Raw genomic sequence first — 24857 nt, forward strand, 5'->3', positions numbered from 1 at the left:
CCGCGCGGAACGTCGCCGGGTGCAGGCCCGGGTCGCGCTCGCCGTCGCCACCGCCGCGGAGCACCTGCGGGCGCGAGCGGAGGAGGCGACCCGTGAGGCCGCCGCCGAGCGGGACGAGATCGAGACCCGGCGCGCCGGACTCGACGAGGCCGCCCAGCGGCTGCGAGCGGAACGCGACGAGGTCACGAAGGACCTGGCCCAGATCACGGAGAAGCTGCACCGCGCGGAGCTGGACCTGGCGCAGCGGCGCGCTCGGCTCGAGGGACTGGAGACCACCGCGCTCGAGGAGCTGGGGCTGACCCCGGACTTCCTGGTGGACCACTACGGGCCGCACCTGCCGGTGCCGGATGCGGACGCGGTCCTGGAGGAGGCACAGCGGGCCGAGGAGGAGGACACTCCGCGACAGCTCGAGCTGCCGAAGATGACCGACCCCGGCGCGCCGTTTCGCCGGGAGGAGCAGGAGGCCCGGCTGCAGCGCGCGCAGAAGCAGCTCAAGGCGCTCGGCAAGGTCAACCCGCTCGCGCTCGAGGAGTTCGCGGCGCTGGAGGAGCGGCACACGTTCCTGGTCACCCAGCTGGAGGACGTCAAGAACTCCCGCACGGACCTGCGCAACATCATCCGGGACGTGGACCGGCACGTGGAGGAGGTCTTCACGCAGGCCTACCGGGACACCGCCGAGCAGTTCGTCTCCGTGTTCGCCACCCTGTTCCCGGGCGGCGAGGGGCGGCTGCGGCTCACGGATCCGGACGACATGCTCAACTCCGGCGTGGAGGTCGAGGCCCGACCCGCCGGCAAGAAGATCAAGCGGCTCTCGCTGCTCTCCGGCGGTGAGCGCTCCCTGACCGCGATCGCCCTGCTGGTGGCCATCTTCAAGGCCCGCCCGTCCCCGTTCTACGTGATGGACGAGGTCGAGGCCGCCCTGGACGACCGCAACCTGGGCCGGTTGCTCACCATCTTCGAGCAGCTCAAGGAGAGCTCGCAGCTGATCATCGTGACCCACCAGAAGCGCACCATGGAGATTGCGGACGCCCTCTACGGGGTGTCCATGCGGGGCGACGGCGTGAGCCTGGTGGTGGGGCAGCAGCTGTCGCAGCTGCGGTAGTCAGAAAACCGCTGACGGCGACGCACGGTCGCGCTGCCGGCCCGTGTCGGCCTCCGGCGGGCGAGTCCTCCTGTGATCCCGAGCCCCTGATACGGACGGCGGCGTCAGCACCAATGGCCGCGTGAAGCTCAGTGCCCGTGTCATCCTTCCGTGCTCGCACACGGGGATCGTGCTCGTGCAGGGCCTTCTCGATCGCCGTCGGGACAGAAGCGGAGTCAGCCGTGGACGACCACTTGTCACTGCGCGTGGAGGGTACCGGGAGGGTTTGCGACCGAGCCACGGGAGGATGACGCAGCGCAGCGCCACCATGAACAGCAGCACGACGACCGCCCCGGTCAGCAGCTCCGTGAGAAGGCCAGCCCCAGACTCTGGAACAGGAGCTGTCCCAGGACGCCGCGAAGCACATAACCGAGGAAGAAGCCGAGCACGTTGTAGCTCGTGGTGCTCGACGACGAACGCTTCGTCCTCATCGTGCCCTCACTCCTTCGTCTCCGTCCGTGTCGCGTCCGGCGCCGTCTCCCGCACCGGCAACCACGCGAGGGCGGCGATCAGCATGAGGGCCCCGGAGACCCCGAACGCCCACCCGAAGCCGGCGGCGTCCGCGAGTGCTCCGGCGATGATCGGCCCGGCGATCTGCCCGGCGTCCGCGCACATCTGGTAGCGGGACAGCACCTTGCCGCCGGCACGGTCCGGACCGATCACGTCGGCCACGGCCGCCTGCTGGCCGGGGTTCAGCGTGCCGGATCCCACGCCCGCGAGCAGTGAGAGCACGGCGAAGGCCACCACGGTGGAGCTGAGTCCCACCCCGATGGTTGCCACGCCGCACACCACGAGTCCCGTGAGAACCAGGGGTTTGCGCCCCCACCGGTCCGTGAGCCTGCCGGTCACCGTCAGCGCGCACGCGTTGCCCACCGCGAACAGGGCCAGTGCCAGCCCGGCGACGGCGGGGCCCTCGCCCACGATCTGCGTGGCCAGCAGCGGAACGAGAGCCACGCGCACGCCCATCGCGGTCCACCCCGTGGAGAAGCTGGAGGCGAGCGCGGCACGGTACGCCCCGGCGTCGAGTGCGTCCCGGACCCGCATGACCGGCTGGGTGGCCGCGCCTCGCCTGGCCCCGAGCGTCTCGTCCTTGAGCCGCAGCCACACCACGAGCACGGCCACGAACAGTGCCGCGGCGTAGATCAGGAACGGCGCGTGCATCCCCAGCCCGGCCAGCGCGCCGCCGAGCACGGGGCCCAGGATGCCGCCCAGCAGGAACGCCGTCGCGTAGTAGCCGGAGACCCGCCCGCGCATGGTCCGCGGGGAGAGCCGGACGATCAGCCCCATCGCGGAGACCGTGAACATGGTGGAGCCGATCCCGCCCAGGCCGCGGAAGACCAGCAGCTGCCAGTAGGTCTGCGCGAACGCGGTGGCCGCGGAGGACAGCGCCACCACGATCAGACCGATCAGGTAGGTGGGGCGCTCGCCGAGCCTGTTGACCACCGTGCCGCTCACGGGGGCGAAGACCAGCCGGCACAGGGCGAACGCGCTGATCACCGCGGAGGCCGCGGCCACCCCCACACCGAAGCTCGACGCGAACTGGGGCAGCACCGGGGCCACGATCCCGTAGCCGAGTGCGATCACGAACGCCGCGGCGATCAGCACCTTGATGGGTTCGGGGACCTTCTCCCGGGAGGCAGACGGCACGGCGTCCGGGACGGTCTCGACGGGGGGCTCGTCGGGGTCTGTCGGGATGCGGGGCTCGGCGGGATCGCGGGGTTCGAGGTGGGACACGCCTGGCAGTTTATGGGAGATTAGACGGGTGATGACTCCTGAACTGATGTGGATCGTGATAGCCGCCGCGGCGGTGGTGCTGCTCGTGGTGTTCGGCGTGCTGCTGCTGCGCAAGCCCAAGGCCCCGAAGGGTGGGTACCCGGGCACGCGGGACGTGGACGACGTCCCGGACATCACTGACGCGGGCGTGGTCGAGGACAGCCCCGTCGCCACTCTGGAGCGCCCCGAGTCCGCCCGCGGCCGCCTGGAGCGGCTTCGCGGCCGCCTGGCGAAGTCCAACACGGTGCTCGGCAAGGGCCTTCTCAAGCTGCTCTCGCGCGAGCGGATCGACCAGGACACGTGGGACGAGATCGAGGACACGCTGCTCATGGCGGACCTCGGCACGGACGCCTCCGTGGAGCTCGTGGAGAACCTGAAGAAGCGTGTGCGCGTCACGGGCACCAAGGACCCGGGGGAGCTGAAGGCGCTGCTGCGCGAGGAGATGCTCGCCCTCGTGGATCCCACGCTGGACCGCTCCGTTCGCACCGAGGCGGTGCCCGGCAAGCCCGCCGTGGTGCTCGTGGTGGGTGTCAACGGCGTGGGCAAGACCACCACGGTGGGCAAACTCGCGCGCGTGCTCGTGGCCGAGGACAAGGACGTCCTGCTCGGCGCGGCAGACACGTTCCGCGCGGCCGCCGCTGACCAGCTCGAGACCTGGGGAGCCCGCGTGGGCGTGCCCACGGTGCGCTCCGAGCAGGAGGGCGCGGACCCCGCCTCCGTGGCCTACGACGCAGTGAAGGCCGGCATCGACCAGGAGGCGGACGTGGTCCTCGTGGACACCGCTGGCCGGCTGCAGAACAAGGCCGGTCTGATGGACCAGCTCGGCAAGGTCAAGCGCGTGATCGAGAAGGCAGCCGAGGTGGACGAGGTGCTGCTCGTGATCGACGCGACCACCGGGCAGAACGGCATGGCCCAGGCCAAGGTCTTCGCCGAGGCCGTGGACATCACCGGCATCGTGCTCACCAAGCTGGACGGCACCGCCAAGGGCGGCATCGTGGTCGCCATCCAGCGCGGGCTGGGCGTGCCCGTCAAGCTGATCGGTCTCGGCGAGGGCCCGGACGACCTCGCCCCCTTCAACGCCGAGCAGTTCGTGGACGCAATCATCGACTGAGCCTGCTTCCCCGCGCGATGCCGACGGCGCCCGCCCCCTTCGTGGGAGCGGGCGTCGTCGTCGGGGCACCGGCACTCGCCCTGGCCCCTGCCCCGGACTGGAACCGGCATCAACACCGGCACCTGAGGAGTTAACACGATCGTCACACGCGGACGTGACGTGAAACACCGGCGTCACGAACCCGCGCCGTCGCGGTAACACCCGCCCCGTTGACTGTGCGCAAGAGGCGCAAAGGCTGTGCCGACACGAAACAGGGACGAGGTGATCCGGGTGGAGTTGACCGCCGGACACGTGTGGACCGTGGTGGCCGCGGGGTTGGTGTTCTTCATGACCCCCGGACTCGCACTGTTCTACGGAGGCATGACCCGCGCCAAGGGTGTGCTGAACATGATGATGATGAGCTTCGCCGCGCTCGGCGTGGTGGGCGTCGTGTGGGTGCTGTGGGGCGGTTCCATGCTCGCCGGGGACCCGGTGCTGGGCGGCCTCACCGCGGATCCGTTCGCGCACTTCGGTCTGCACGGCCTGATGGGCACCGAGGACCTGCTGTCCTCAGACTTGTCCGTGACATTCGCGATCATCACCGTGGCCCTGATCTCCGGCGCGATCGCGGACCGCACCCGGTTCGGCACATGGGTGGTCTTCACGCTCGTGTGGGTCACCCTGGTCTACTTCCCTCTCGCGTACATGGTGTGGGGTGACGGGCTGTTCTCCGAGGACGGCGCCCTGGGCCGGATCTTTGGCGAGCCGATCGACTTCGCCGGCGGGCTCGCCGTGCACATCAACGCGGGCATCGCGGCTCTGGTGCTCATCCTGCTCATCGGCGCCCGCCGCGGCTTCGGCCGCGATTCGGGCCAGCGCCCCCACAACCTGCCCCTCGTGATGCTCGGCTCGGCCATCCTGTGGTTCGGCTGGTTCGGCTTCAACGCCGGCGCGGCCACCACCGTGGAGCAGGCCGCCCTGATCTGGACCAACACGCTCGTGGCCCCGGCCGCTGCCATGCTCGCCTGGCTGCTCACCGAGCGCATCCGGGACGGGCACGCGACGTCGCTGGGTGCGGCGTCGGGCGTCGTCGCCGGGCTCGTGGCCATCACGCCGGCGTGCGCCAACGTGACCCCGCTCGGCGCGATCCTGCTGTCTGCCGTGGCCGGTGCGTGCTCCGCGATCGCCGTGGGCCTGAAGTACCGGATCCACCTGGACGACTCGCTGGACGTGTGCGGCGTGCACCTGGTCTCCGGCATCGTCGGCACCGTGGCGCTGGGCTTCCTGGCGATCCCCTCCGAGGGCCGGGCCGGGGTGTTCTACGGTGGTGGCTGGGGCCTGCTGGGTACCCAGCTCGCCGCGACCCTCTTCGTGACGCTCTACACCGGCGTCCTCACGCTGGTCATCGGGCTCGTGCTGAAGGCCACCATGGGGCTGCGGATCACCCGCCGGGACGAGGTCATCGGCGTGGACCTCACCCAGCACGCGGAGTCCGCGTACTCGCTGAAGGACGAGGCCACCGGCTACTTCGCCGGGCAGGCCCCCGCGCGGCCCCTGCCCGGGACCGCCGAAGCCCCCGTGCCCGCCGCCAGCAAAGGAGACAACAAGTGAAGCTGATCACCGCAGTGGTGCGACCCGAGAAGTTCAGTGACGTCAAAGACGCCCTGGAGAGCTACGGCGTGCAGGGCATGACCGTGCTGACCGTCCACGGCTACGGCCGCCAGCGCGGGCACCGCGAGGTCTACCGCGGTGCCGAGTACACGGTGGACCTCCTCGAGAAGGTGCGCATCGAGACGGTCGTGGAGGACGGCGAGGTCCAGGACCTCGTGGACGTCATCGTCACCTCCGCACGCACGGGCGAACCCGGGGACGGCAAGGTGTGGGTGACTCCCGTGGAGAACACCGTGCGCGTGAGCACCGGCGAACTGGGTGACGTCGCGCTCTGAGGTCGCGCGGGACGTCTTCGGCACAGGCCCCGTCCGGGCGACCGGGCGGGGCTTCGCTTGCTAACCTGGGACACTGAATTCATCCGTTGTCAGACGAAAGCAGCGACCACCCCGTGTTCAATTCACTGTCCGATCGACTCACAGCGACCTTCAAGAACCTGCGCGGCAAGGGCCGGCTCTCGGAGGCCGACGTCGATGCCACCGTGCGGGAGATCCGCCGGGCCCTGCTCGAGGCGGACGTGGCCGTGCCCGTGGTCCGGGAGTTCACGGCGATCGTCAAGGAGCGCGCGCTCGGCGCGGAGGTCTCGGAGGCGCTGAACCCCGGCCAGCAGGTCGTGAAGATCGTCAACGAGGAGCTGCAGAACGTCCTCGGCGGCGAGACCCGGCGGATCAACCTCGCCAAGACCGGGCCCACGGTCATCATGCTCGCGGGCCTGCAGGGTGCGGGCAAGACCACCCTGGCCGGCAAGCTCGGCAAGTGGCTCACGGACCAGGGCCACAAGCCCGTGCTCGTGGCCTCCGACCTGCAGCGGCCCAACGCCGTCACCCAGCTGCAGGTGGTCGGTCAGCGCGCCGGAGTGCCCGTGTTCGCACCGGAGCCCGGCGCCACCTCGGAGTTCGACGACCCCACGGGCGACCCCGTGAAGGTGGCCCGCGACGGCGTCGACTTCGCCCGCTCCAAGCTCTACGACGTCGTGATCGTGGACACCGCGGGACGCCTGGGCATCGACCAGGCCCTGATGAACCAGGCGCGGGACATCCGCGACGCCGTGGACCCGGACGAGGTCCTGTTCGTCATCGACGCCATGATCGGCCAGGACGCGGTGAACACCGCCAAGGCGTTCGACGAGGGCGTGGACTTCACCGGCGTGGTGCTCTCCAAGCTCGACGGCGACGCCCGCGGCGGTGCCGCGCTGTCCGTGCGCGCGGTGACCGGCAAGCCCATCATGTTCGCGTCCACCGGTGAGGGCGTGGGGGACTTCGAGCAGTTCCACCCGGACCGCATGGCCTCGCGCATCCTGGACATGGGCGACGTCATGACCCTGATCGAGCAGGCCGAGCGGCAGTGGGACAAGGCCGAGGCCGAGCGCATGGCCAAGAAGTTCACCGACCAGGAGGACTTCACCTTCGAGGACTTCCTGGCGCAGATGCAGCAGCTGCGCAAGATGGGCTCCATGAAGAAGATGCTCTCCATGATGCCCGGCGCCGCCGGCATGCGGGAGCAGCTCGAGAACTTCGACGAGCGCGAGATCGACCGGGTGGAGGCCATCGTGCGCTCCATGACCCCGCACGAGCGCGTGGCCCCCAAGATCATCAACGGTTCCCGCAGGGCGCGCATCGCCCGCGGCTCCGGTGTCACGGTCTCGGAGGTGAACCAGCTCATGGAGCGCTTCGCCCAGGCCCAGAAGATGATGAAGCGTCTCGCCTCGGGCCAGGGCGTCCCCGGCATGCCCGGCGGCATCCCCGGAATGGGTCGCGGTGGCGCGGCCAAGAAGGGCGGCAAGACCAAGAAGAAGGGGTCCAAGTCGGGCAACCCGGCCAAGCGCGCGCAGGAGAACGCCGCGCTGGCCTCGGGCCAGAAGCCCGCGGTCACCGGCAGCTCCTTCGGAGCGAAGGGGCAGGAGCTGGACGCCGAGTCCCTCAACCTGCCCAAGGGCTTCGAGAAGTTCCTCGGAAAGTAGAAAGTAGGCGGTCATGGGTTCGTACCTTCCCGACGACGAGCTGCGGGCGTTCATCGCCACGCTGCCCACCCGGCGGCTCGCGTCCGCCGCGCTGATCCGTGACGAGAACGGTCGCGTGCTGACGGTGGAACCCAATTACAAGGACGGCTGGACCCTGCCCGGCGGCACCGTGGAGGAGGGGGAGGACCCCCGCACCGGGTGCTTCCGCGAGGTGGTCGAGGAGGTCGGTCTGCACCTTCCCGAGGGACGGCTGCTGGCCGTGAGCCACGGCGTGGCCATGGGCATGTGGGGAGACTCCGTCTCCTTCCTCTACGACGGCGGCGAGATCCCCTCCGACACGCCCATCACGGTGCAGGAGGAGGAGCTGCTGTCCTACCGGTGGGTCGCGCCGGAGGACCTGGAGACCGTGCTCCCGACGAACCTCGCGCAGCACCTGCGCGACGCGCTCGGAGTCCTCGAGACCGGGGGCGTGGTGGAGCGCGTGGTGAACGGTGGCGGGGTATGAGCGAGACCGCGCGCACCACGGCCCGGCAGACGCGCACCGTGGCGCTGCTCCACGCGGACGCACCCCAGCTGCCGTTCCTCGCCGGGGCCCTGGGCAGCCCGTTCACCGCCGTGACCCAGGAGGGCTGGTCAGCAGTGCTCGTCGCACCGGGGGTGGATCCCGTGGCGCTCGCCGCTGCCGGTGACCCGGGCAGCGTCTCGGTGGTGCTCACCTCGGACGGCGAGAGCCGCACCCTGCGGGTGTGCCCGCCCGTGACGGCACTGGAATCGCACGCGGACTGGCGCGAGCAGCTGGCGGACCTCGCCGAGGCCACCACCCTGCGGTGGGGTCCCGAGGAGCGGGACGAGACGTCGGCGGTGCCCGGGGCCGCGTCGGTTGTCGACTCCCCATCGGCCGTGGAGTCTCCCGCGGTCGTGGAGTCGATCGCCTCCCTGTGCGACCTGGACCCGGCGGCCACCGCGCGGCTGGAGAACTACGCCCGCACCCCGAGCTCGGCTCTGCTGCTGGAGTCCGTGCTGCAGCTGCTCAGTCTGCCCGTGGTGGCGGCGAAGATCGTGGAGCAGCAGCGGGAGCTCCACGAGTTCGAGGGAGTCGGCGAGTACGAACCGCGGACCACAGGGCTGTCCCTGCTGGACGCCGCGAGCGTGGAGCCCAGCGGCAACGACGTGCTGGCGCGCATCCAGCGGGCCTACGTGCGCCGGCCTGCGCTGCTGCTCGCCGTCGGAGGGGCGGAGATCGCCCTGGGTGCGGGCCTGGCCGGGCTGGCCTCGCGCGGCGGGCGCGGTGCGAAGCTGCTCGGCTCGGCCTCCGCCCTGATGTTCTCGGACGCCGCGGTGCAGACGGCCCTGTGGGCGGCGGTACGGGCGCGCAAACGCCGCTGAGGCGCCGTCGTGCCCGGAGAACGAGGGCACGACGCCCGCGGGTGCCGGGTGATTTTGACACCTGTGGCACAATGGTCGGGTACTCGAACCGTGCGGACCCTCTCACCGCGCGTGATCTCGTGTCCACAGGAAACCCACGGACCACCCGCCCCACGGGCCGGTGCGTGCGGTGTCCGATCCATTCGAAACAGGAGTAACCACACAAGTGGCAGTCAAGATTCGTCTCAAGCGTATGGGCAAGATCCGCGATCCCCGCTACCGCGTGGTGGTCGTCGACTCTCGCAAGAAGCGCGACGGTCGCGTGATCGAAGAGGTTGGTGTGTACCAGCCCACCGAGAACCCTTCGTACATCAACCTGGTGTCCGATCGCGTGCAGTACTGGCTCGGTGTGGGCGCGCAGCCCTCCGAGGCCGTGCTGGCTCTCATGAAGATCACCGGCGACTGGCAGAAGTTCAAGGGTGAGCCGGGCGCCGAGGGCACCCTGAAGCAGCCCGAGGCCAAGAAGGAGTTCGTGGCCCCGGACAACGGCTCCGTGATCATCCCCGAGGCCATCACGCCCAAGGCTGATAAGGCCGAGGAGGCTCCCGCCGAGGAGACCGCCACCGCAGAGGACGACGCCGAGAAGGCCGAGTGAGCATGCTCGCCGAAGCCCTCGAGCACCTGGTCCGCGGCATCGTGGATGCCCCCGAGGACGTTACTGTGCGCGCCCGAGAGGGCCGCCGCGGTGAGACCCTCGAGGTCCGGGTGCACCCGGACGACCTCGGGCGCGTGATCGGGCGCTCAGGACGCACGGCCAAGGCCCTGCGTACCGTCGTCTCGGGACTGGCTTCCGGCGAGAGCGTTCGCGTGGACGTGGTCGACACCGACCGTCGTCGCTGAGCGGACACAGCACTGGTTCACGGCCCCCGTTCCTCCTTCGGTGAGGAATGGGGGCCGTGTTCGTCCCGTGGCACAGCCGCAGGGGCGACGAAACCCGGGCGGGGACGCCCTGGGACGCGACCGCCGGGCCGACAGGTGACCTGGGCGGCGCGAACGAGCACGAGAGACCACGAGATCCCACGAGGAGTTGCAATGAGCGTTCGGGTGGCCCGGATCGGCAAGCCGCACGGAGTGCGCGGCGAGGTCACGGTGGAGCTGTTCACCGACGACCCGCAGTCGCGCTTCGCCCCTGGGTCGGTGCTGAGCGTCGAGGCGGGGAAGCCGCCCCGCGGCGTGCAGGAGCCCCGGCAGCCGCTGCGCCTGGACGAGGTGACAGTGGTGGGTTCGCGCTGGAACAAGAGCGTGCTCGTGGCGAAGTTCGAGGAGATCTCGGACCGCAACGCCGCGGAGGCCGCGCGGGGGCTCGAGCTCTTCGCGGAGGTCGCGGACCTCGACCTCGACGACGACGAGTGGCACCAGGACGACCTGCTGGGCCTCACCGTGGTGGACACCACCCGGGGGGAGGCCGCCATCGGCACGGTGAAGGCACTTATCCAGGGCGCGGTCCAGGACCTGCTCGAGGTGAGCCGCGCGGGGGGCGGTCAGCCCGTGCTGATCCCCTTCGTGGAGGAGATCGTCCCCGAGGTGGACCTGGATCGCGGGGTGGTCCTCGTGACCCCGCCCCCGGGTCTGCTCGAGCTGGGGGAGTCGGAGTAGAGCGTGCGCATCGACGTCCTGAGCATCTTCCCGGAGTACCTCGAACCGCTGCGGCTCTCGCTGATCGGCAAGGCCGTGACGGACGGGCTGCTTCAGCTGACCGTCACGGACCCGCGCGCGTTCGCGACCGACCGGCACCGCACCGTGGACGACACCCCCTACGGCGGGGGAGCGGGCATGGTCATGAAGCCGGAGCCGTGGGCGCAGGCCCTCGAGTCCGTGCTGGGCGCGCAGGACGACGCCGCGGCGTCGCGCCCCGTCCTAGTGGTGCCCTCCCCTGCGGGCGAGGTCTTCACCCAGGAGATCGCCTACGAGCTCGCCGCGGAGGAGCACCTGGTCTTCGCGTGCGGCCGCTACGAGGGCATCGACGAGCGGTTCCTGGAGTGGGCCGGCCGTGAGGTGCGGGTGCGTCCCCTGAGCCTGGGCGACTACGTGCTCAACGGGGGAGAGGTCGCGGTGCTCGCCATGACCGAGGCCGTGACCCGTCTGATCCCCGGCGTGATCGGCAATCCCGAGTCCCTCGCGGAGGAGTCCCACACCGGCGGGCTGCTGGAGTACCCCGTCTACACGAAGCCCGCCGCGTGGCGGGAGCGGGAGGTTCCCGAGACGCTGCTGTCCGGGCACCACGGCCGGATCGCGCGGTGGCGCCGGGTCCAGCAGCTGGCCCGGACCGCGCGACGTCGTCCGGACATGGTGCTTGCACTGGACCCGGCCACGCTGGACCGCGCGGACCTCGCGGTGCTCGCCGAGCACGGCTTCCACCCGGAGCCCGGGGGCGATGGCCTGGGCTGGCGCCGTGAGGTGCCCCACGAGAAGCCCCGCAACGGCCCCGATGTGGCATAATGGCACGCTGTGTGTGCGTCGGGCACGCCCCTGCCGCAGGGGGGAGAGCGACCAACGACGCACCGCGCGGACCGGGCGTTCCATGATCCGGTCCGGATCTCAGCAGCGCGACCACCCCTCGGGGGCAGGGCGCAGACCACACGTGGGAGACCTGCGGCGATCACGAGGAGTCATGACATGAACATTCTTGACCAGCTTGATGCCAAGTCGCTGCGCGACGACGTCCCCGACTTCCGTCCGGGCGACACCCTGAACGTTCACGTGAACATCGTGGAGGGCAACCGCTCCCGTGTCCAGGTGTTCAAGGGCTTCGTCCTGGGCCGTCAGGGCTCCGGCGTGCGCGAGACCTTCACGGTCCGCAAGGTCAGCTTCGGCGTGGGCGTGGAGCGCACCTTCCCGGTGCACTCCCCGATCATCGACAAGATCGAGCTCGTGAGCCGCGGCGACGTCCGCCGCGCGAAGCTGTACTACATGCGCGACCGCCACGGCAAGGCTGCTCGCATCCGCGAGAAGCGCGAGCCGAGCAAGTAGGACTCAACCGGGTGCCACAGCACACGGAACACGCGGAGGGCCCGGCAGCTGCCGGGTCCTCCGCCGTGAACAGGCCTGTTTCCACGCGCCGCTGGTGGCTGCGCTTGGTGGCCGCCGCCCTGCTCACCGCCCTCGTGCTGACCGCGGTCCTGCGGGGTTTCGTGGCGGACGTGTACTGGGTGGGTTCCGGGTCCATGGAGCCCACGCTCGAGGGCGGGGACCGTGTGCTCGTGGACAAGCTCGTCGCGGGGGACTCCGTGGAACGCGGGGATCTCGTAGTCTTCGACGGCCGGGGCTCCCTGGACCCCCTGCACTCCTCGGACCCGTGGTACGTCCAGGCCCTGCACACCACCGGGCGCTGGCTCGGTCTGACGGGCTCGGACACCGCCTACGTCAAGCGCGTCATGGCCACGGCGGGCGACACCGTGGCGTGCTGCAGCGCGAACGGGCTGCTCACGGTCAACGGCCAGGAGCAGCACGAGGACTACATCTATCCTGGGGACGCACCCTCCGACATCACCTTCAGCGTGCAGGTTCCCGACGGGCGGGTCTGGCTCATGGGCGACCACCGCCGCGTGTCCGTGGACTCGCGCTCCCTGCTGGGAGCCCCGGGCGGGGGCCTGATCCGCACGGAGCGGATCGTGGGCACCGCCGAACGCGTGGTGTGGCCCCTGGACCGCGCCCGCTCGCTGCACGGGTGAGGAACCCGGCGGACGTCGACGACGCCGCGGGGCACCGTGGGCGCGGCCCGCGGGCGTGACTGCCGCCGGGCACCAGGGCGGGCCGCTACCGTGGCCCGCAGCAGCAGGTCCGACCACAGAGAAGGAACGCGCAGTGGCTGAGCAGCAAGAACCGGACGTTCCGGGCACCTCCCGTCCCCGCGAGGACCTCGGGGGGCGGACCCCCGCTGGGGCGGCCGAGACCCCCGACGCCGCGGCCTCGGGCGGGGCCCGCGGCGGCAGGACACGGCGTCGTCGTCGTGGCTCCGAGAAGCCGACCACAGGGTGGGGCGCGGTGCGCGAGATCCTGATCGTGGTGGTGCTGGCGCTCGTGATCGCGTTCGTGGCCAAGACGTTCCTGATCCGCGGCTTCTTCATCCCCTCCGGGTCCATGGAGCAGACCCTCGAGCTGGACGACCGGATCTTCGTCAACGTGCTGGACGCGCGCATGGGGGAGATCGAGCGCGGGGACGTCGTGGTCTTCGACGACACCCAGGGCTGGCTCCCGGCCAGCGCCAGGACGGGGACGAACCCCGTGCGCGGTGCCCTGGAGTTCGTGGGGCTGCTGCCCGACAGCAGCCAGCAGGCCCTCGTGAAGCGCGTGATCGGCGTGGGCGGTGACCACGTGACGTGCTGCGACGCCTCGGGGAAGATCACCGTCAACGGCAAGGCCCTCGACGAGCCCTACCTGTACCCGGGGGCGCAGCCCTCCGAGATCCCCTTCGACGTCACGGTCCCGGACGGCGAGTTCTTCGTGCTCGGCGACCACCGCAACGCCTCCGCGGACTCCCGCTACCACATCGAGACCGGCACCGAGTTCGTCGAGCGCGAGGACGTGGTGGGAACCGCGTTCGTGATCGCGTGGCCGCTGGACCGCTTCCAGTTCCTGCACAACCCCGAGGGGACGTTCCAGGACATTCCCGCGGCCGACAAGTGAGTCCCGCGAAGGCCGTGGCTCCGACCCTCGACGTCGAGCGCGACCTTGCACTCGCGGGTGCCCGCTACGTGGCGGGCATGGACGAGGTGGGGCGCGGCGCCCTGGCGGGGCCCGCGAGCGTGGGCGTCGTGGTCGTGGACACGGCCCGCTGGCTGGGCTCCGGGGACGACGCCGCTCCGGCTGACTACATCGCTCCGACCCACGATGCCGCTCCCGCCGCCGACGCCGCGCCTGCCGGTGAGGCGGCGGCCACTGCCGCAGCGCGTCCCTGGGAGGGCGTGCGCGACTCCAAGGCGCTGAGCCCCGCGCGGCGCGCGGCACTGGCACCGACCATCCCAGCGTGGGCCGCGGCCAGTGCGGTGGGGCACGCCGAGCCCCGGGAGATCGACGCCGTGGGCATCAACGCCGCGCTGCGCTTGGCGGGGCTCCGCGCGCTCGCGTCGGTGCGGGAGAACGGGGTGCCCGTGGACGCGCTGATTCTCGACGGGTCGTACAACTGGCTCGACGTTCCTCCCGTGCTCGGCCAGGACGAGGACCCCGTGGCGCTGCCTCCGCTGGTGCGCACGCTGGTCAAGGCGGACGCCCTGTGCGTGAGCGTCGCGGCCGCCTCCATCGTGGCCAAGGTGGAGCGCGACACCCTCATGGCCGAGCTGGACGCCCAGTTCCCCGCCTACGGCTGGGCCGGTAACAAGGGCTACGGCAGCGCGGGACACCGGGAGGCGCTGACCCGGTACGGCAGCACGCCGCACCACCGGGTGAGCTGGAACCTGGGGATCTGACGGGCACTCGCGCTCCACACCTGCGCTCCGGGCACGACCGCGCTTGGGCGCACGGTTCACAGTGGGCGCATGAACTCCACCGTCCCCCACGCCGCAGCGTCCCTGATCGACCCGCCCACTGACGTGCCCACCAATCCTCCCGGCGGCTCGCCCATTGTTCCCGTGAAAAGCCCATCCACCGATCCGGCGGAGGGCCCGCGTGCTCCTGCGGCCCCCCGTCCTCGTGAGGCTCCTCACCTCGGTGTGGGGCGCGCGGGTGAGGACCTCATCGCGGGTCTGCTGCAGCGCTCGGGGTGGGAGGTGCTGCACCGCAACTGGCGTCCCGTCCGGGCACCGGGGGCGCCGCGCGGGGAACTGGACATCGTGGCCGAGCGGCACGGCCGTGTGACGGTCTTCGAGGTCAAGACCCGTTCCGGTGGGGACTTCGGCCACCCCGCCGAGGCCGTCGGCGCCGACAAGCTCCGCAGGCTGCACGTCCTCGCGCGGGCGTGGGCCCGGGAGAACTCCGCGGCCGTGCCGTCCGTGGACGTGGTGGCCGTTCACTGGCCGCGCGGTTGCTCACCCCGTGTGGAGCACGTGGGGTCGGTCGGATGGCTATGACTGTGGTCCCGCCGGGGGTCGCCCCGGCTCCGGGAGGGGAGTGCGTCCGGCCCTTCTCCGCGACGCCGCGAGATTCCGGCGAGGGGACCACGGCGATGCACGTCACATTCGCCACGCGCGTCTCGTAGCATGGGATCCTGCGCGCGCGTGCCGTTCACCGGCCGGGGGAGCGCGCGGGACGGCCGGCGCTCACCGGTCGACGGGGGCGTGATCGGAGGGGCAGATGAAGACAGCGGCGTGGCTTCCGCACGCGCTCTCCGCCACGGCGCTGACCGCCGCCGTCGCCCTGGGCGTCGTCGGCTGCGGGGACGAGACGAGCGAGGCACCGGACACAACGGTCTCCGCCTCTGCTTCTGCGGACGGCAGCCTGCACCCGGGCACCTTCAGAGCGAATCTTCCCGGCGGGGCGAGGGTACGGATCACGCTGCCGGCTCCGGGCATCCCGGATCAGAAGATCGACGGGCTGCGTCAGGAGGCCAGGGTCTCCCGCGCCACGTACGCCACGGTGGAGATCGACAACGGCCGCGGGTCCTCGCCGATCTCCGTGAGCCGTCTGATCCTCAGGGCCAAGGACGGCGCCTCCTACCAGCTCGAGCACGTCTCCCGCGCCGTGGAGAAGTGGATGCCCCGGGTCCGCGACGGGGAGTACCACGCGCGCGACGGGTCGACCCTGTCCCAGGAGACGGCCGAGGATCTCAGGGCGCGGCTGCGGAAGGCCGGCGGGTCCGTCGGCAAGGACGTGCCCGTGGGGAAGCAGGGGTCCAACCTTCTCGTGGGGGACATCTCCGCGGTCCCGGACAGCTTCGTCAGTCTCGAGCTCATCCCCAAGATCGGTGACCGGGAGGTCACGCCGGTGAAGGCCCATCCCGAGGGCGGGGAGGGGTCCTCCGACACACCGGGAACCAGCGGTTCTCCCCGTGGCGACGGTGCCAACGAGGCCGACGACGTCCCCGCCCCCGACTCCACGGAGCTCCCCGTGGATCCCGGAGCGGGGGAGGACCCCAAGGACCCGGCGCCCTCCTCCGAACCGTCCGCGGTCAATCCGCCCGTGGACCCGGTCGATCCGGTGCCGCCCGTCGATCCCGTCGTTCCTGTTGACCCGCATCCCGTTGACCCGAATCCCGTCGATCCGAACCCTGTGGTGCCCGGTCCGGATCCGACACAACCCGTGGTCCCGGACCCGGAGCCCACGCAGCCCACCGTGCCGGATCCCCCGGACCCCGGTGCGCTCGACCCCGAGCCGCCTGCCCCAGTTGCCACGGATGCGGCGGTCACCGATCCCGTGGTGACGGTGCCGGAGCAGCCCGAGCCGGAGCCGACGGGGGCCCAGATCGTCTCCTGCGCCGCGCGCCCCGCCGATCCGTCGGACGTGACAGGAGAATTCGCCGCATCCGGCCCTGAGGGTGGCGTGGTGGACGTCGGCGGATCCCGGTAGAGGTCGGCAGAGCTGCTCGGCGCGGCGGACGCTGCGCGACCTTCAGGCGTTCCGGCGACCTGTCCGCCGTGTGAATCCCCGGCTCCCGCCCCCACACCCCCTCCCGGCCCCCACCCCGCGGCGAGCGCCCTGCACATCTCCCGTGACATCTGCTCCGGGGGAGGTCCCGCGGGCACGGTGGGCACATGACGACTTCAGGGGTGATGGCACGGAACCCGGCCGGCAGCGGCGGTGCGGAGGTGAGCGGGTTCGCACGCAGCCGCAGCGTGGCTCTCGTGGGCCTGGACGGCCACGTGGTGGACGTGGAGGTGGACATCGGTCAGTCCCTCCCGGCGTTCACGATCATCGGGCTGCCGGACCAGGCGGTGAACGAGTCGAAGGAGCGCATCCGGTCTGCGGCACGACATGCCGGGGTGCCGCTGGCGCCGCGCAAGATCACGGTGAACCTCTCGCCGGCCACGCTGCCCAAGCGGGGATCGCACTTCGACGCGGCCGTCGTCATGGCGGTGCTCAGCGCACAGGGGGTGGTCCGCGTACCGCCCGACACCGTGTTCTACGCGGAGCTGGGTCTAGACGGGTCCCTGCGGCCCGTGCGTGGGGTGCTGCCCGCGGTCCTGGCCGCTGTGCGGGCCGGGATCACGCGCGTGGTGGTCGCGGAGGAGAACAGGGCCGAGGCGGAGCTGGTGGCAGGCGCCTCTGTGAGTTCGGCGCACCACCTCGCGGAGCTGCTGGTGGAACACGGGGCCGATCCCGCTCTGCTGCAGCGGGTGGCGATCCCGACGGTGCCCCGGGCACCGGGCACCCCGGCCGCGGGGAACGGATCCGGGGAGGAGCCGATCCGCGACCTGAGGGACGTCGTCGGGCAGGTCGAGGGGCGTCAGGCCCTGGAGATCGCGGCGGCGGGCGGGCACCACCTCCTGATGGTCGGTCCGCCGGGTGCGGGCAAGACGATGCTCGCCGAGCGGCTGCCGGGCATCCTGCCGGACCTCGGGGACGAGGACTCCCTCGAGGTCACCTCCGTCCACTCCCTGCGCGGCGACGACGGGTGCTCAGCCCTCGTGCGGCGGCCGCCGTTCCAGGCACCCCACCACAGCATCACGCTCCCGGCCCTGTGCGGAGGCGGCAGCGGCATGCCGCGTCCCGGGGCCATCTCCCTGGCCCACCGCGGGGTGCTGTTCCTGGACGAGGCGCCCGAGTTCGACCGGCGGGTCCTCGACGCGCTGCGGCAGCCCCTCGAGTCGGGCACCGTGACGATCGCCCGGGCGCAGTCCGTGGCGCACTATCCCGCGCGGTTCCAGCTCGTGCTCGCCGCCAACCCCTGCGCGTGCGGCAACGCCGGCGGAACCGGGCAGACCTGCACGTGCAGTGCGGTGCAGCGACGGCGCTACTTCGGCAAGCTCTCGGGGCCGTTGCTGGACCGGGTGGACCTGCAGCTGCGGGTGCCGGCCGTCACGTACCGGGAACTCAGCTCCACGGGGGACGCCAGGCCCGAGGACAGCGCAACGGTCGCCGCACGGGTCCTGGCGGCCCGGGCGGCACAGGCGGAACGCCTCGCGGCCGTGGGCTGCCGGCTCAACAGCACCGTGCCCGGTTCACTGCTGCACCGGCGGCTGTCCCCGGGCACGCGTGCGGTCGAGCCGCTGCGCGCCGCCATGGAGCGCAGGACACTCACGGCCCGGGGCTTCGTGAAGGTCCTCCGCGTGGCGTGGACGCTCGCGGACCTGGCCGGGAGCACCGTCCCCACCCCGGAGCACGTGCAGCTGGCCCTCTACTTCAAGACGACGGTGACCGCGTGAACGCCGGCTCCGCCTCGGTACGGGCCTGCCGCGTGCGCCTGGCGCGGGTGATCGAGCCCAGCGACGTCGCCGGTCTGCTCCTCCTGCACGCCCTGGGTCCCGAGGTGCTGTGGCGCAGCATCAGCGAGCTGGAGGCGCCCAGCCCTGCGCTCGCGTCCGTGTACCGGAAGGCCGCGCAGGAGGCGCTGCCCGGTGCGAGGACGCCCGACCTCGCCCGCCGCTTCGCGGCGTGGCGTGCGCGGCTGCCGGTGCCCGATCCCGAAACGGACGCGCGCCACGCGGAGCAGATCGGCGCGTGGACGGTGATCCCGGAGGATGCCAACTGGCCGGCCCAGCTCGCAGACCTGGGGATCCAGCAGCCGATCGTGCTGTGGGGCAGGGGCGAGCGCGAGGCCCTCCACCGTCTGGAGCGCAGTGTGGCCGTAGTGGGCTCGCGCAACGCCAGCGCGTATGGCTCCGCCGTGACGCGAATGCTCACCGGTGAGTTGTGCGACGCGGGCTGGTGCGTGGTTTCCGGCGGTGCCTACGGGATCGACGCCGTCGCCCACCAGACCGCCCTGGAAACCGGGGCGGAGCACGCACCCACCGTGGCCGTGCTGGCCTGCGGGGTGGACAGGTTCTACCCCGTGGCAAACGCCGAACTCCTGAGCCGGATCTGTCAGCGAGGTGCGGTCCTGAGCGAGGTGCCCCTGGGGTGCGCTCCCACCCGCTACCGGTTCCTGCAGCGCAACAGGATCATCGCGGCCCTCACCCGCGCCACGGTCGTCACCGAGGCCGCGTGGCGCTCCGGCGCCCTGAACACCGCTCGGCACGCGGCAGGTCTCTCCCGGGAGGTTGCCGCCGTGCCGGGGGACGTGCTCGTCGGGGGATCCGCGGGATGCCACCGGCTCGTGCGGGAGGACCACGCGGTGCTCGTGAGCACCGGCGGCGAGGTGCTCGAACTCCTGGGGTCCCTCGGCAACGCGGCGGCCGAGGAGGTCCTCGGCCAGCGCGCGGGCCGGGACCGGCGGCCCGAGGACCGACTGGACCCCGTGCAGCTGCGGGTCTTCGACGCCCTGCCCTTGCACACGGATGCGGACCCCTCCCAGCTGTGCCGTGTCTCCGGACTCGGGCCGGGGGAGGTGCTCACGAGTCTGGCGCAGCTGCGGGAACTCGGGCTGGCCGCGGACTCTCTGCTCGGGTGGCGACGGGTAGGCTCGCCGCATGGACGAACGGGCACAGGACGCAGCGGCGGATCGTGAGCAGCGCGCGTCGTCGTCCCGGGCCGCCGACCGGGCAGGGGTGATCGCGGGGCAGCGGCGCGGGCCGGGAGCCCCACCGGATCGTCGTGGTGCCGACGGCGCGACCGGGCGAGCCGCGGAGGCGGGTGGAGCTTCGGAAGGGAGCCGAGCTTTGGAAGCGAGCCGAGCTTTGGAAGCGAGCCGAGCTTCGGGCGCGAGTCGAGCTGAGAACGAGCGCCGGGCCGGGGACCCGGGGGAGTTTGCCTCACCGCAGGGTGACAGCCCCGTGCCCGGGCCGCTCGAGGTGTACCTGCCGCAGTTCCGGGCACACCTCGCGCTGGAGTGCTCCCGCAGCGAGCACACCGTGCGCTCGTACACGAGCGACGTCCTGGACCTCTCGAACTGGATGCGGGACACGGGGATCGACGCCATGGACCTCCTGGACCGCGACGCGCTGCGGGGCTGGCTCGCTCAGCGCCACCAGCGGGGGCTCGCGCGCAGCTCCGTCTCCCGGGGCATCGCGGCCGTGCACACCTTCTTCCGGTGGGCCGTCGACACTCAGGGGCTGCGGCACGATCCCGCGGCCGGGCTGCGCGGACCGCGACCGTCACGGCACCTCCCGGACGTGGTTGGAGCCGCCGCGCTGGCCACAATGCTGGACAACCTCGCGGATGCGGCACTCGGGGAGCACGACGACGAGCAGGCCGCCGCGTGCGCCGCCCGCGACTGGGCCCTGCTCGAGCTGCTGTACGCCACCGGGGCCCGGATCAGCGAACTCGTGGGCCTGGACAGGTCCCACGTGGACGCCGTGAACCACGTGCTCACGGTCACGGGCAAGGGGGACAAGCAGCGAAGGATCCCCTACGGGGACACCGCGGGGGAGGCGCTCGCCGTGTGGTTCCACCGGCGCGGGGCGCTGGCCCGCCCCGCAGCGGGTGACGCCGTGTTCGTGGGAGCCCGGGGCGCACGGATCGATCCGCGGGTGGCGCGGCGCGTCGTGGGCGAGGCGCTGCGCGGCGTCCCGGACACGAGTGCCCGGGGGCCCCATAGCCTGCGCCACAGCGCGGCGACACACCTGCTGGACGGGGGAGCGGACCTGCGCACCGTGCAGGAGCTCCTGGGGCACTCCACGGTGGCCACCACGCAGATCTACACGCACGTCTCCGTGGAGCGGTTGAAGAGTGCTTACTCACAGGCCCACCCCCGGGCTTGACTTCTGCCGCGGCAACGCGTTCGGGTTGACCGCCGGTGGGCCCTGCTGGACAATGAGAGCGACCGGCGGCGCGCGTGCGGCCTCGAATCCGCACTGGTCGAGCCGGTTGAACCGAAAACTTGATATGGGCGCCGGGTGACACGGCTGGGGCCTCCGTGCAGGACGTTGGGGAAGACGTACCTACACAACGGAGGAACAGGCTATGTCTTCACCCACCACGCGGGGTGTGCTCTACGTGCACTCCGCGCCGCAGGCGCTGTGCCCCCACATCCAGTGGGCCCTGGAATCCGTTTCGCGTGGCCGAACGGATCTCGAGTGGACCCCTCAGAACGCCGAGCCCGGTTGTGTCCGCGCGGAGCTGGAGTGGTCCGGCCGTGCCGGGACCGGAGCGCTGCTCGCCTCGGCCCTGCGCACCCTCGGCCGCATCCGCTTCGAGGTGACCGAGAACCCGAGCCAGGGCAGCGACGGCTCTCGGTGGTCCTTCACCCCGGACCTCGGCATCTTCCACGCCACCACGGACGCCGCGGGGAACATCTGCGTGAGCGAGGACCGCATCCGCTACGCCTTCGAGGCGGCCGGCGGGGACCCCTCCGCCGTCGTCTCCGAACTCTCCCTCGCGCTGGGGGAGGCCTGGGACGAGGAGCTCGAGCCCTTCCGACACGCCGCAGAGGGAGCCCCGGTGCGCTGGCTGCACCGCGTGGGCTGAGTCCGAGACCTGCCAGCAACCTCTGTGAGCCGCCCGGCGCGGCCGCCCAGTCTCGTCCGTCCCCGTTCCGTTGCGGGGACTGAGCGGCGAGAACCGGGACCCACGACGGGCGTGAGAGAACCCCGGTCACCTTCCGCGGAAGGTGACCGGGGTTCTCTGCGTTCAGGACGGCTTGGCGCCTATGGAGAACGCGGCCTCAGAGCGAGCGGAAGGCCGCCACGGAGTTGTGTCCGCCGAAGCCGAACGAGTTGGAGATCGCGACCATGTCCCCCGAGGGGAGTTCACGGGCCGTGGTCACCACGTCGAGATCGATCTTCGGGTCCTGGTTGTCCAGGTTGATGGTGCACGGCGCCATGCGCTCGGTGAGCGCGAGCACGGTCAGCACACCCTCCACGGCCCCGGAGCCACCCAAGAGATGACCGGTCATGGACTTGGTGGCCGAGACGGCCATGTCGTCCACGGCGGATCCAAAGGCCGCCCGCAGTGCGCCGGCCTCGGGGACGTCGCCGACCGGGGTGGAGGTGGCGTGGGCGTTGACGTGCTTGATGTCCTCGGGGGCGATGTGCCCGGAGACCATGGCCTCGCGCAGGGCGCGTGCGGGGCCGCCCTCGTCGCCGGTGGCCGGCGCCGTGATGTGGTGGGCGTCCGCGCTGAGACCGGCACCGGCGAGCTCGGCGTAGATGCGCGCTCCGCGGCCGCGCGCGTGCTCCTCGGACTCGAGCACGATGGCACCGGCGCCCTCACCCATCACGAAGCCGTCGCGGTCGATGTCGAAGGGCCGTGAGGCGTGCTCGGGGTCGTCGTTGCGGCGGGACAGCGCCTGCATGGAGTTGAACGCGGCGATCGTCATGGGGTGGATCGCGCTCTCGGCGCCGCCCACGATGACCACGTCCGCCTTGCCGGAGCGGATCAGGTTCAGGCCCTGGAAGAAGGCCTCGGTGCCGGAAGCGCAGGCGGAGACGGGGGTGATGGCGCACGCGCGGGCCTTGAACTCCATGCTCACGGACGAGGCGTTGCCGTTGGGCATGAGCATGGGCACGGTCATGGGCTTGACGCGGCGCGGCCCCTTCTCGATGAGGGTGTCCCACGCGTCCAGCAGGGTCCACACGCCGCCGATGCCGGTGCCGAAGGCCACGCCCACGCGGGTGGGGTCCAGCTCGTCGCTCGTGTCGGCGTCCGCACCGGAGAACCCGGCGTCGGTCCAGGCCTCGCGCGCGGCCGCCACGGACAGCTGCCCCGAGGGGTCCAGGCGCTTGGCCTGCACGCGGGAGACGACGTCCTCCGAAGGTTTCGGGGACATGGCGCCGATGCGCACGGGCAGGTCGTACTTCTCCACCCAGTCCTGGGTCAGGGCGTGGACGCCCGAGACACCCTTGAGAGCGTTTTTCCAGGTCTCCTGGACGTTCTCACCGATCGGCGTGATGGCGCCGAGACCGGTGACCACTACTTTGCGGGACATGTTTGCACTTCCTCGTGTCCGAAATCGCAGGTGTTCCAGGGGGCGGGGACGACCAGCCGCCTGGTGGGACGGAGGTGGCGTGCCCCTCGTGGTGACAAGGGGCACGCCACCGCGCGCCGTGGGCTCAGCCCTGGGCGTTGTCGATGAAGTTGACGGCGTCCTCGACGGTCTTGAGGTTCTTGACCTCTTCGTCGGGGATGGTCACGTCGAACTTCTCCTCGGCGTTGACCACGATGGTCATCATCGAGATGGAGTCGATGTCGAGGTCCTCGGTGAAGGACTTCTCGAGCTGCACGGCCTCGGTCTCGAGTCCGGTCTCCTCGTTCACGATTTCGGCCAGGCCGGCCAGGATTTCGTCTTTGCTCGCCATATCGGCTTCCTTTCCTAGAGGTCGCAGTGCGCAACCGTACTGAGTCACACGGGGGTTCGGAGGAACCCCCGGGCGGGGCGTCCGATCACTCGGAACGCTCCGGGACAAGAGGTGTGCGGTCTAACCCTACGACACACACGGGGGAGGATCAGGGCAGGAGGACCACTTGCGCTCCGTACACGAGACCGGCCCCGAAGCCGATCTGCAGCGAGGGCTTCCCGGAGAGCTCCGGGTGCTCCGCGAGCAGGCGGTGCGTGGCCAGCGGAATGGACGCGGCGGAGGTGTTGCCCGCCTCCGCGATGTCCCGGGCCACGATCACGGACTCGGGCAGCTTCAGCACCTTGGCCATCTGGTCGATGATGCGCATGTTGGCCTGGTGGGGCACGAACGCGGCGAGGTCCTCGGGCTCCAGACCGGAGGCCTCCAGCGCCTCCTTGGCCACGCGGGCTCCCTCCCACGACGCCCAGCGGAAGACCGTCTGCCCGTCCTGGCGCAGGGTGGGCCACAGGGTGGCGTCCTCGGGCATCTCCCCGGTCTCCGGGTCGACGAGGTCCTTGGAGAAGGTGCGCTGCCCGCCCTGCTCCACGGTGCGGATGTCGGTGAGGGGGTGCGTCATGCGGATGGCATCCCACTTGGAGCCGTCCGAGCCCCACACGGAGGGGCTGATCCCGGGAACGTCGGACGGGCCGATGACCACGGCACCGGCGCCGTCGCCCAGCAGGAACGAGATGGAGCGCTCGGAGTTGTCGATGACGTCCGAGAGCTTCTCCACGCCGATGACCAGCACGTGGTCCGAGTCCCCGGAGCGCACGAGGGCGTCCGCCTGGGCCACGCCGTAGCAGTACCCGGCGCACGCGGCGGAGATGTCGTACGCCGCGGCGGGCGTGGCGTCCAGCCGGTCCGCGAGCTGCGCGGCGCACGACGGCGTGAGGTACGGGAAGGACACGGAGGAGACGATGACCGTGTCCAGCTGCTCGCCGGTGATCCCTGCGGCGGCCATGGCCTCACGGGCGGCGTGCTCCGCCATGTCGATCACGGACACGTCCGCCGGTGCGCGGTGGCGGGTGTGGATGCCGGTGCGCTTGACGATCCACTCGTCCGAGGAGTCGATCCACTGGCAGACGTCCTCGTTCGTGACGATCTCGGACGGGCGGTAGGCGCCGATACCCAGGATCCGGGTGTGGGCGTTCGGGGTGTTCTGTTTCAAGGTCGCCACGGGAGGTCGACTCCTTACAAGGTGCGGTTCTCGGCGAGTGGGGTGTGCGGTGGGCACAGGCCTCAGCCCAGGGTACCCCGCACCGTTTCGAGATCCTCGGGCGTGTTCACGGCGGTGGCGGGCACGCCCTTGAGGCCGCGCTTGGCGAGTCCCACCAGGGTGCCTGCCGGGGGCAGCTCCACGATCTGCGAGACCTCGAGCTCGGCCATCGACTCCATGCAGGCGTCCCAGCGCACCGGGCGGCACACCTGCTCCACGAGAGAGTCCAGCACCGCGGTGCCGCTGGCCACGGCGGCGCCGTCGTAGTTGCTCAGCAGCGTGACGCGGGGATCCTGGGGGCTCAGCTGCGGCGCGAGCTCTCGCAGGGGAGCCAGCAGGAT

At 71.3% G+C, this 24857-nt stretch carries 27 protein-coding genes; 21 read left to right on the top strand and 6 right to left on the bottom strand.

Annotated elements, in window-relative coordinates:
- On the top strand, positions 1 to 1102 hold a 1102-nt coding region (locus D8M39_RS10945; protein WP_148111764.1), incomplete at its 5' end, for an AAA family ATPase.
- A gap of 335 nt (positions 1103 to 1437) precedes the next feature.
- On the opposite strand, the gene D8M39_RS13115 is transcribed toward D8M39_RS10945, so the two are convergent.
- Together D8M39_RS13115 and D8M39_RS10950 are read right to left on the bottom strand one after the other, a co-directional pair.
- Positions 1438 to 1572, bottom strand: a complete 135-nt coding sequence (locus D8M39_RS13115; protein WP_256385980.1) for a hypothetical protein — start codon at positions 1570 to 1572, stop codon at positions 1438 to 1440.
- 7 nt (positions 1573 to 1579) lie between these two features.
- Complete coding sequence (locus D8M39_RS10950; protein ID WP_371413783.1) at positions 1580 to 2875, bottom strand: MFS transporter; 1296 nt, start codon at positions 2873 to 2875, stop codon at positions 1580 to 1582.
- Positions 2876 to 2906: 31 nt separating this feature from the next.
- Between D8M39_RS10950 and ftsY the strand changes: the two genes are divergently transcribed.
- The 20 genes from ftsY to D8M39_RS11050 all read left to right on the top strand — a co-directional run bounded on the left by ftsY (position 2907) and on the right by D8M39_RS11050 (position 21432).
- Positions 2907 to 4025 (top strand): signal recognition particle-docking protein FtsY, encoded by a 1119-nt coding sequence (ftsY, locus tag D8M39_RS10955; RefSeq protein WP_126875003.1) that lies wholly within the window; start codon positions 2907 to 2909, stop codon positions 4023 to 4025.
- A gap of 270 nt (positions 4026 to 4295) precedes the next feature.
- Entirely contained in the window at positions 4296 to 5615 is a 1320-nt protein-coding gene (locus D8M39_RS10960) for an ammonium transporter (RefSeq protein ID WP_238694056.1), read from the top strand.
- Complete coding sequence (locus D8M39_RS10965) at positions 5612 to 5950, top strand: P-II family nitrogen regulator (RefSeq protein WP_126875005.1); 339 nt, start codon at positions 5612 to 5614, stop codon at positions 5948 to 5950. Before D8M39_RS10960 ends, D8M39_RS10965 begins: the two co-directional genes overlap by 4 nt.
- A 113-nt stretch (positions 5951 to 6063) precedes the next feature.
- Complete coding sequence (gene ffh, locus D8M39_RS10970) at positions 6064 to 7632, top strand: signal recognition particle protein (RefSeq protein ID WP_094394185.1); 1569 nt, start codon at positions 6064 to 6066, stop codon at positions 7630 to 7632.
- Positions 7633 to 7645: 13 nt separating this feature from the next.
- On the top strand, positions 7646 to 8137 hold the full coding sequence (locus D8M39_RS10975; protein WP_055083655.1) for an NUDIX hydrolase: 492 nt from the start codon (positions 7646 to 7648) through the stop codon (positions 8135 to 8137).
- Positions 8134 to 9018, top strand: a complete 885-nt coding sequence (locus D8M39_RS10980) for a hypothetical protein (RefSeq protein WP_126875006.1) — start codon at positions 8134 to 8136, stop codon at positions 9016 to 9018. The genes D8M39_RS10975 and D8M39_RS10980 overlap by 4 nt, the downstream gene beginning before the upstream one ends.
- A gap of 205 nt (positions 9019 to 9223) precedes the next feature.
- Positions 9224 to 9652, top strand: coding sequence for a 30S ribosomal protein S16 (gene rpsP / locus D8M39_RS10985; protein ID WP_126875007.1), 429 nt, complete (start codon positions 9224 to 9226; stop codon positions 9650 to 9652).
- Positions 9653 to 9654: 2 nt separating this feature from the next.
- Complete coding sequence (locus tag D8M39_RS10990; RefSeq protein ID WP_126875008.1) at positions 9655 to 9897, top strand: RNA-binding protein; 243 nt, start codon at positions 9655 to 9657, stop codon at positions 9895 to 9897.
- Positions 9898 to 10089: 192 nt separating this feature from the next.
- Positions 10090 to 10653: a ribosome maturation factor RimM gene (rimM, locus tag D8M39_RS10995; RefSeq protein ID WP_055083647.1), complete on the top strand. Its 564-nt coding sequence runs from the start codon at positions 10090 to 10092 to the stop codon at positions 10651 to 10653.
- 3 nt (positions 10654 to 10656) lie between these two features.
- Positions 10657 to 11496 carry a tRNA (guanosine(37)-N1)-methyltransferase TrmD gene (gene trmD / locus D8M39_RS11000; RefSeq protein ID WP_174233431.1) on the top strand — a complete coding sequence of 280 codons (840 nt, stop codon included), beginning with the start codon at positions 10657 to 10659 and terminating at the stop codon, positions 11494 to 11496.
- Between the two features lie 177 nt (positions 11497 to 11673).
- A complete protein-coding gene (gene rplS, locus D8M39_RS11005) occupies positions 11674 to 12027 on the top strand; it encodes a 50S ribosomal protein L19 (RefSeq protein ID WP_055083644.1) in 354 nt (117 codons plus the stop codon).
- Between the two features lie 11 nt (positions 12028 to 12038).
- Positions 12039 to 12728 (top strand): signal peptidase I, encoded by a 690-nt coding sequence (lepB, locus tag D8M39_RS11010; RefSeq protein ID WP_055083642.1) that lies wholly within the window; start codon positions 12039 to 12041, stop codon positions 12726 to 12728.
- Between the two features lie 133 nt (positions 12729 to 12861).
- Positions 12862 to 13683 carry a signal peptidase I gene (gene lepB, locus D8M39_RS11015; RefSeq protein ID WP_126875009.1) on the top strand — a complete coding sequence of 274 codons (822 nt, stop codon included), beginning with the start codon at positions 12862 to 12864 and terminating at the stop codon, positions 13681 to 13683.
- Between the two features lie 14 nt (positions 13684 to 13697).
- Positions 13698 to 14462, top strand: coding sequence for a ribonuclease HII (locus D8M39_RS11020; protein ID WP_232300243.1), 765 nt, complete (start codon positions 13698 to 13700; stop codon positions 14460 to 14462).
- Positions 14463 to 14531: 69 nt separating this feature from the next.
- Complete coding sequence (locus tag D8M39_RS11025) at positions 14532 to 15062, top strand: YraN family protein (protein WP_083482383.1); 531 nt, start codon at positions 14532 to 14534, stop codon at positions 15060 to 15062.
- Between the two features lie 223 nt (positions 15063 to 15285).
- Positions 15286 to 16497: a hypothetical protein gene (locus tag D8M39_RS12700; RefSeq protein ID WP_126875010.1), complete on the top strand. Its 1212-nt coding sequence runs from the start codon at positions 15286 to 15288 to the stop codon at positions 16495 to 16497.
- 185 nt (positions 16498 to 16682) lie between these two features.
- Complete coding sequence (locus D8M39_RS11035) at positions 16683 to 18293, top strand: YifB family Mg chelatase-like AAA ATPase (RefSeq protein WP_238694057.1); 1611 nt, start codon at positions 16683 to 16685, stop codon at positions 18291 to 18293.
- Positions 18290 to 19534: a DNA-processing protein DprA gene (gene dprA, locus D8M39_RS11040; protein ID WP_238694058.1), complete on the top strand. Its 1245-nt coding sequence runs from the start codon at positions 18290 to 18292 to the stop codon at positions 19532 to 19534. Before D8M39_RS11035 ends, dprA begins: the two co-directional genes overlap by 4 nt.
- Positions 19535 to 19799: 265 nt before the next feature.
- Positions 19800 to 20726 carry a tyrosine recombinase XerC gene (locus D8M39_RS11045; RefSeq protein ID WP_094394180.1) on the top strand — a complete coding sequence of 309 codons (927 nt, stop codon included), beginning with the start codon at positions 19800 to 19802 and terminating at the stop codon, positions 20724 to 20726.
- Positions 20727 to 20928: 202 nt separating this feature from the next.
- The gene (locus tag D8M39_RS11050; protein ID WP_055082140.1) at positions 20929 to 21432 is read left to right on the top strand and encodes a DUF3145 domain-containing protein; all 504 of its coding nucleotides are present in this window, start codon (positions 20929 to 20931) and stop codon (positions 21430 to 21432) included.
- Positions 21433 to 21628: 196 nt separating this feature from the next.
- Here the strand turns inward: D8M39_RS11050 and D8M39_RS11055 are convergent, their stop codons facing one another.
- From D8M39_RS11055 to D8M39_RS12650, 4 genes are all read right to left on the bottom strand, one after another.
- Positions 21629 to 22891 (bottom strand): beta-ketoacyl synthase, encoded by a 1263-nt coding sequence (locus tag D8M39_RS11055; RefSeq protein ID WP_055082138.1) that lies wholly within the window; start codon positions 22889 to 22891, stop codon positions 21629 to 21631.
- A gap of 124 nt (positions 22892 to 23015) precedes the next feature.
- A complete protein-coding gene (locus D8M39_RS11060) occupies positions 23016 to 23261 on the bottom strand; it encodes an acyl carrier protein (protein WP_055082136.1) in 246 nt (81 codons plus the stop codon).
- A 148-nt stretch (positions 23262 to 23409) separates the two neighbouring features.
- Positions 23410 to 24477, bottom strand: coding sequence for a beta-ketoacyl-ACP synthase III (locus D8M39_RS11065; RefSeq protein WP_055082134.1), 1068 nt, complete (start codon positions 24475 to 24477; stop codon positions 23410 to 23412).
- A 62-nt stretch (positions 24478 to 24539) separates the two neighbouring features.
- Positions 24540 to 24857 (bottom strand): ACP S-malonyltransferase (locus D8M39_RS12650; RefSeq protein WP_148111765.1); only part of this gene is annotated, 318 nt, incomplete at its 5' end.

The sequence above is a fragment of the Kocuria sp. HSID17590 genome (assembly GCF_003989485.1).
In the GTDB taxonomy this organism is placed as follows: domain Bacteria; phylum Actinomycetota; class Actinomycetes; order Actinomycetales; family Micrococcaceae; genus Kocuria; species Kocuria salsicia.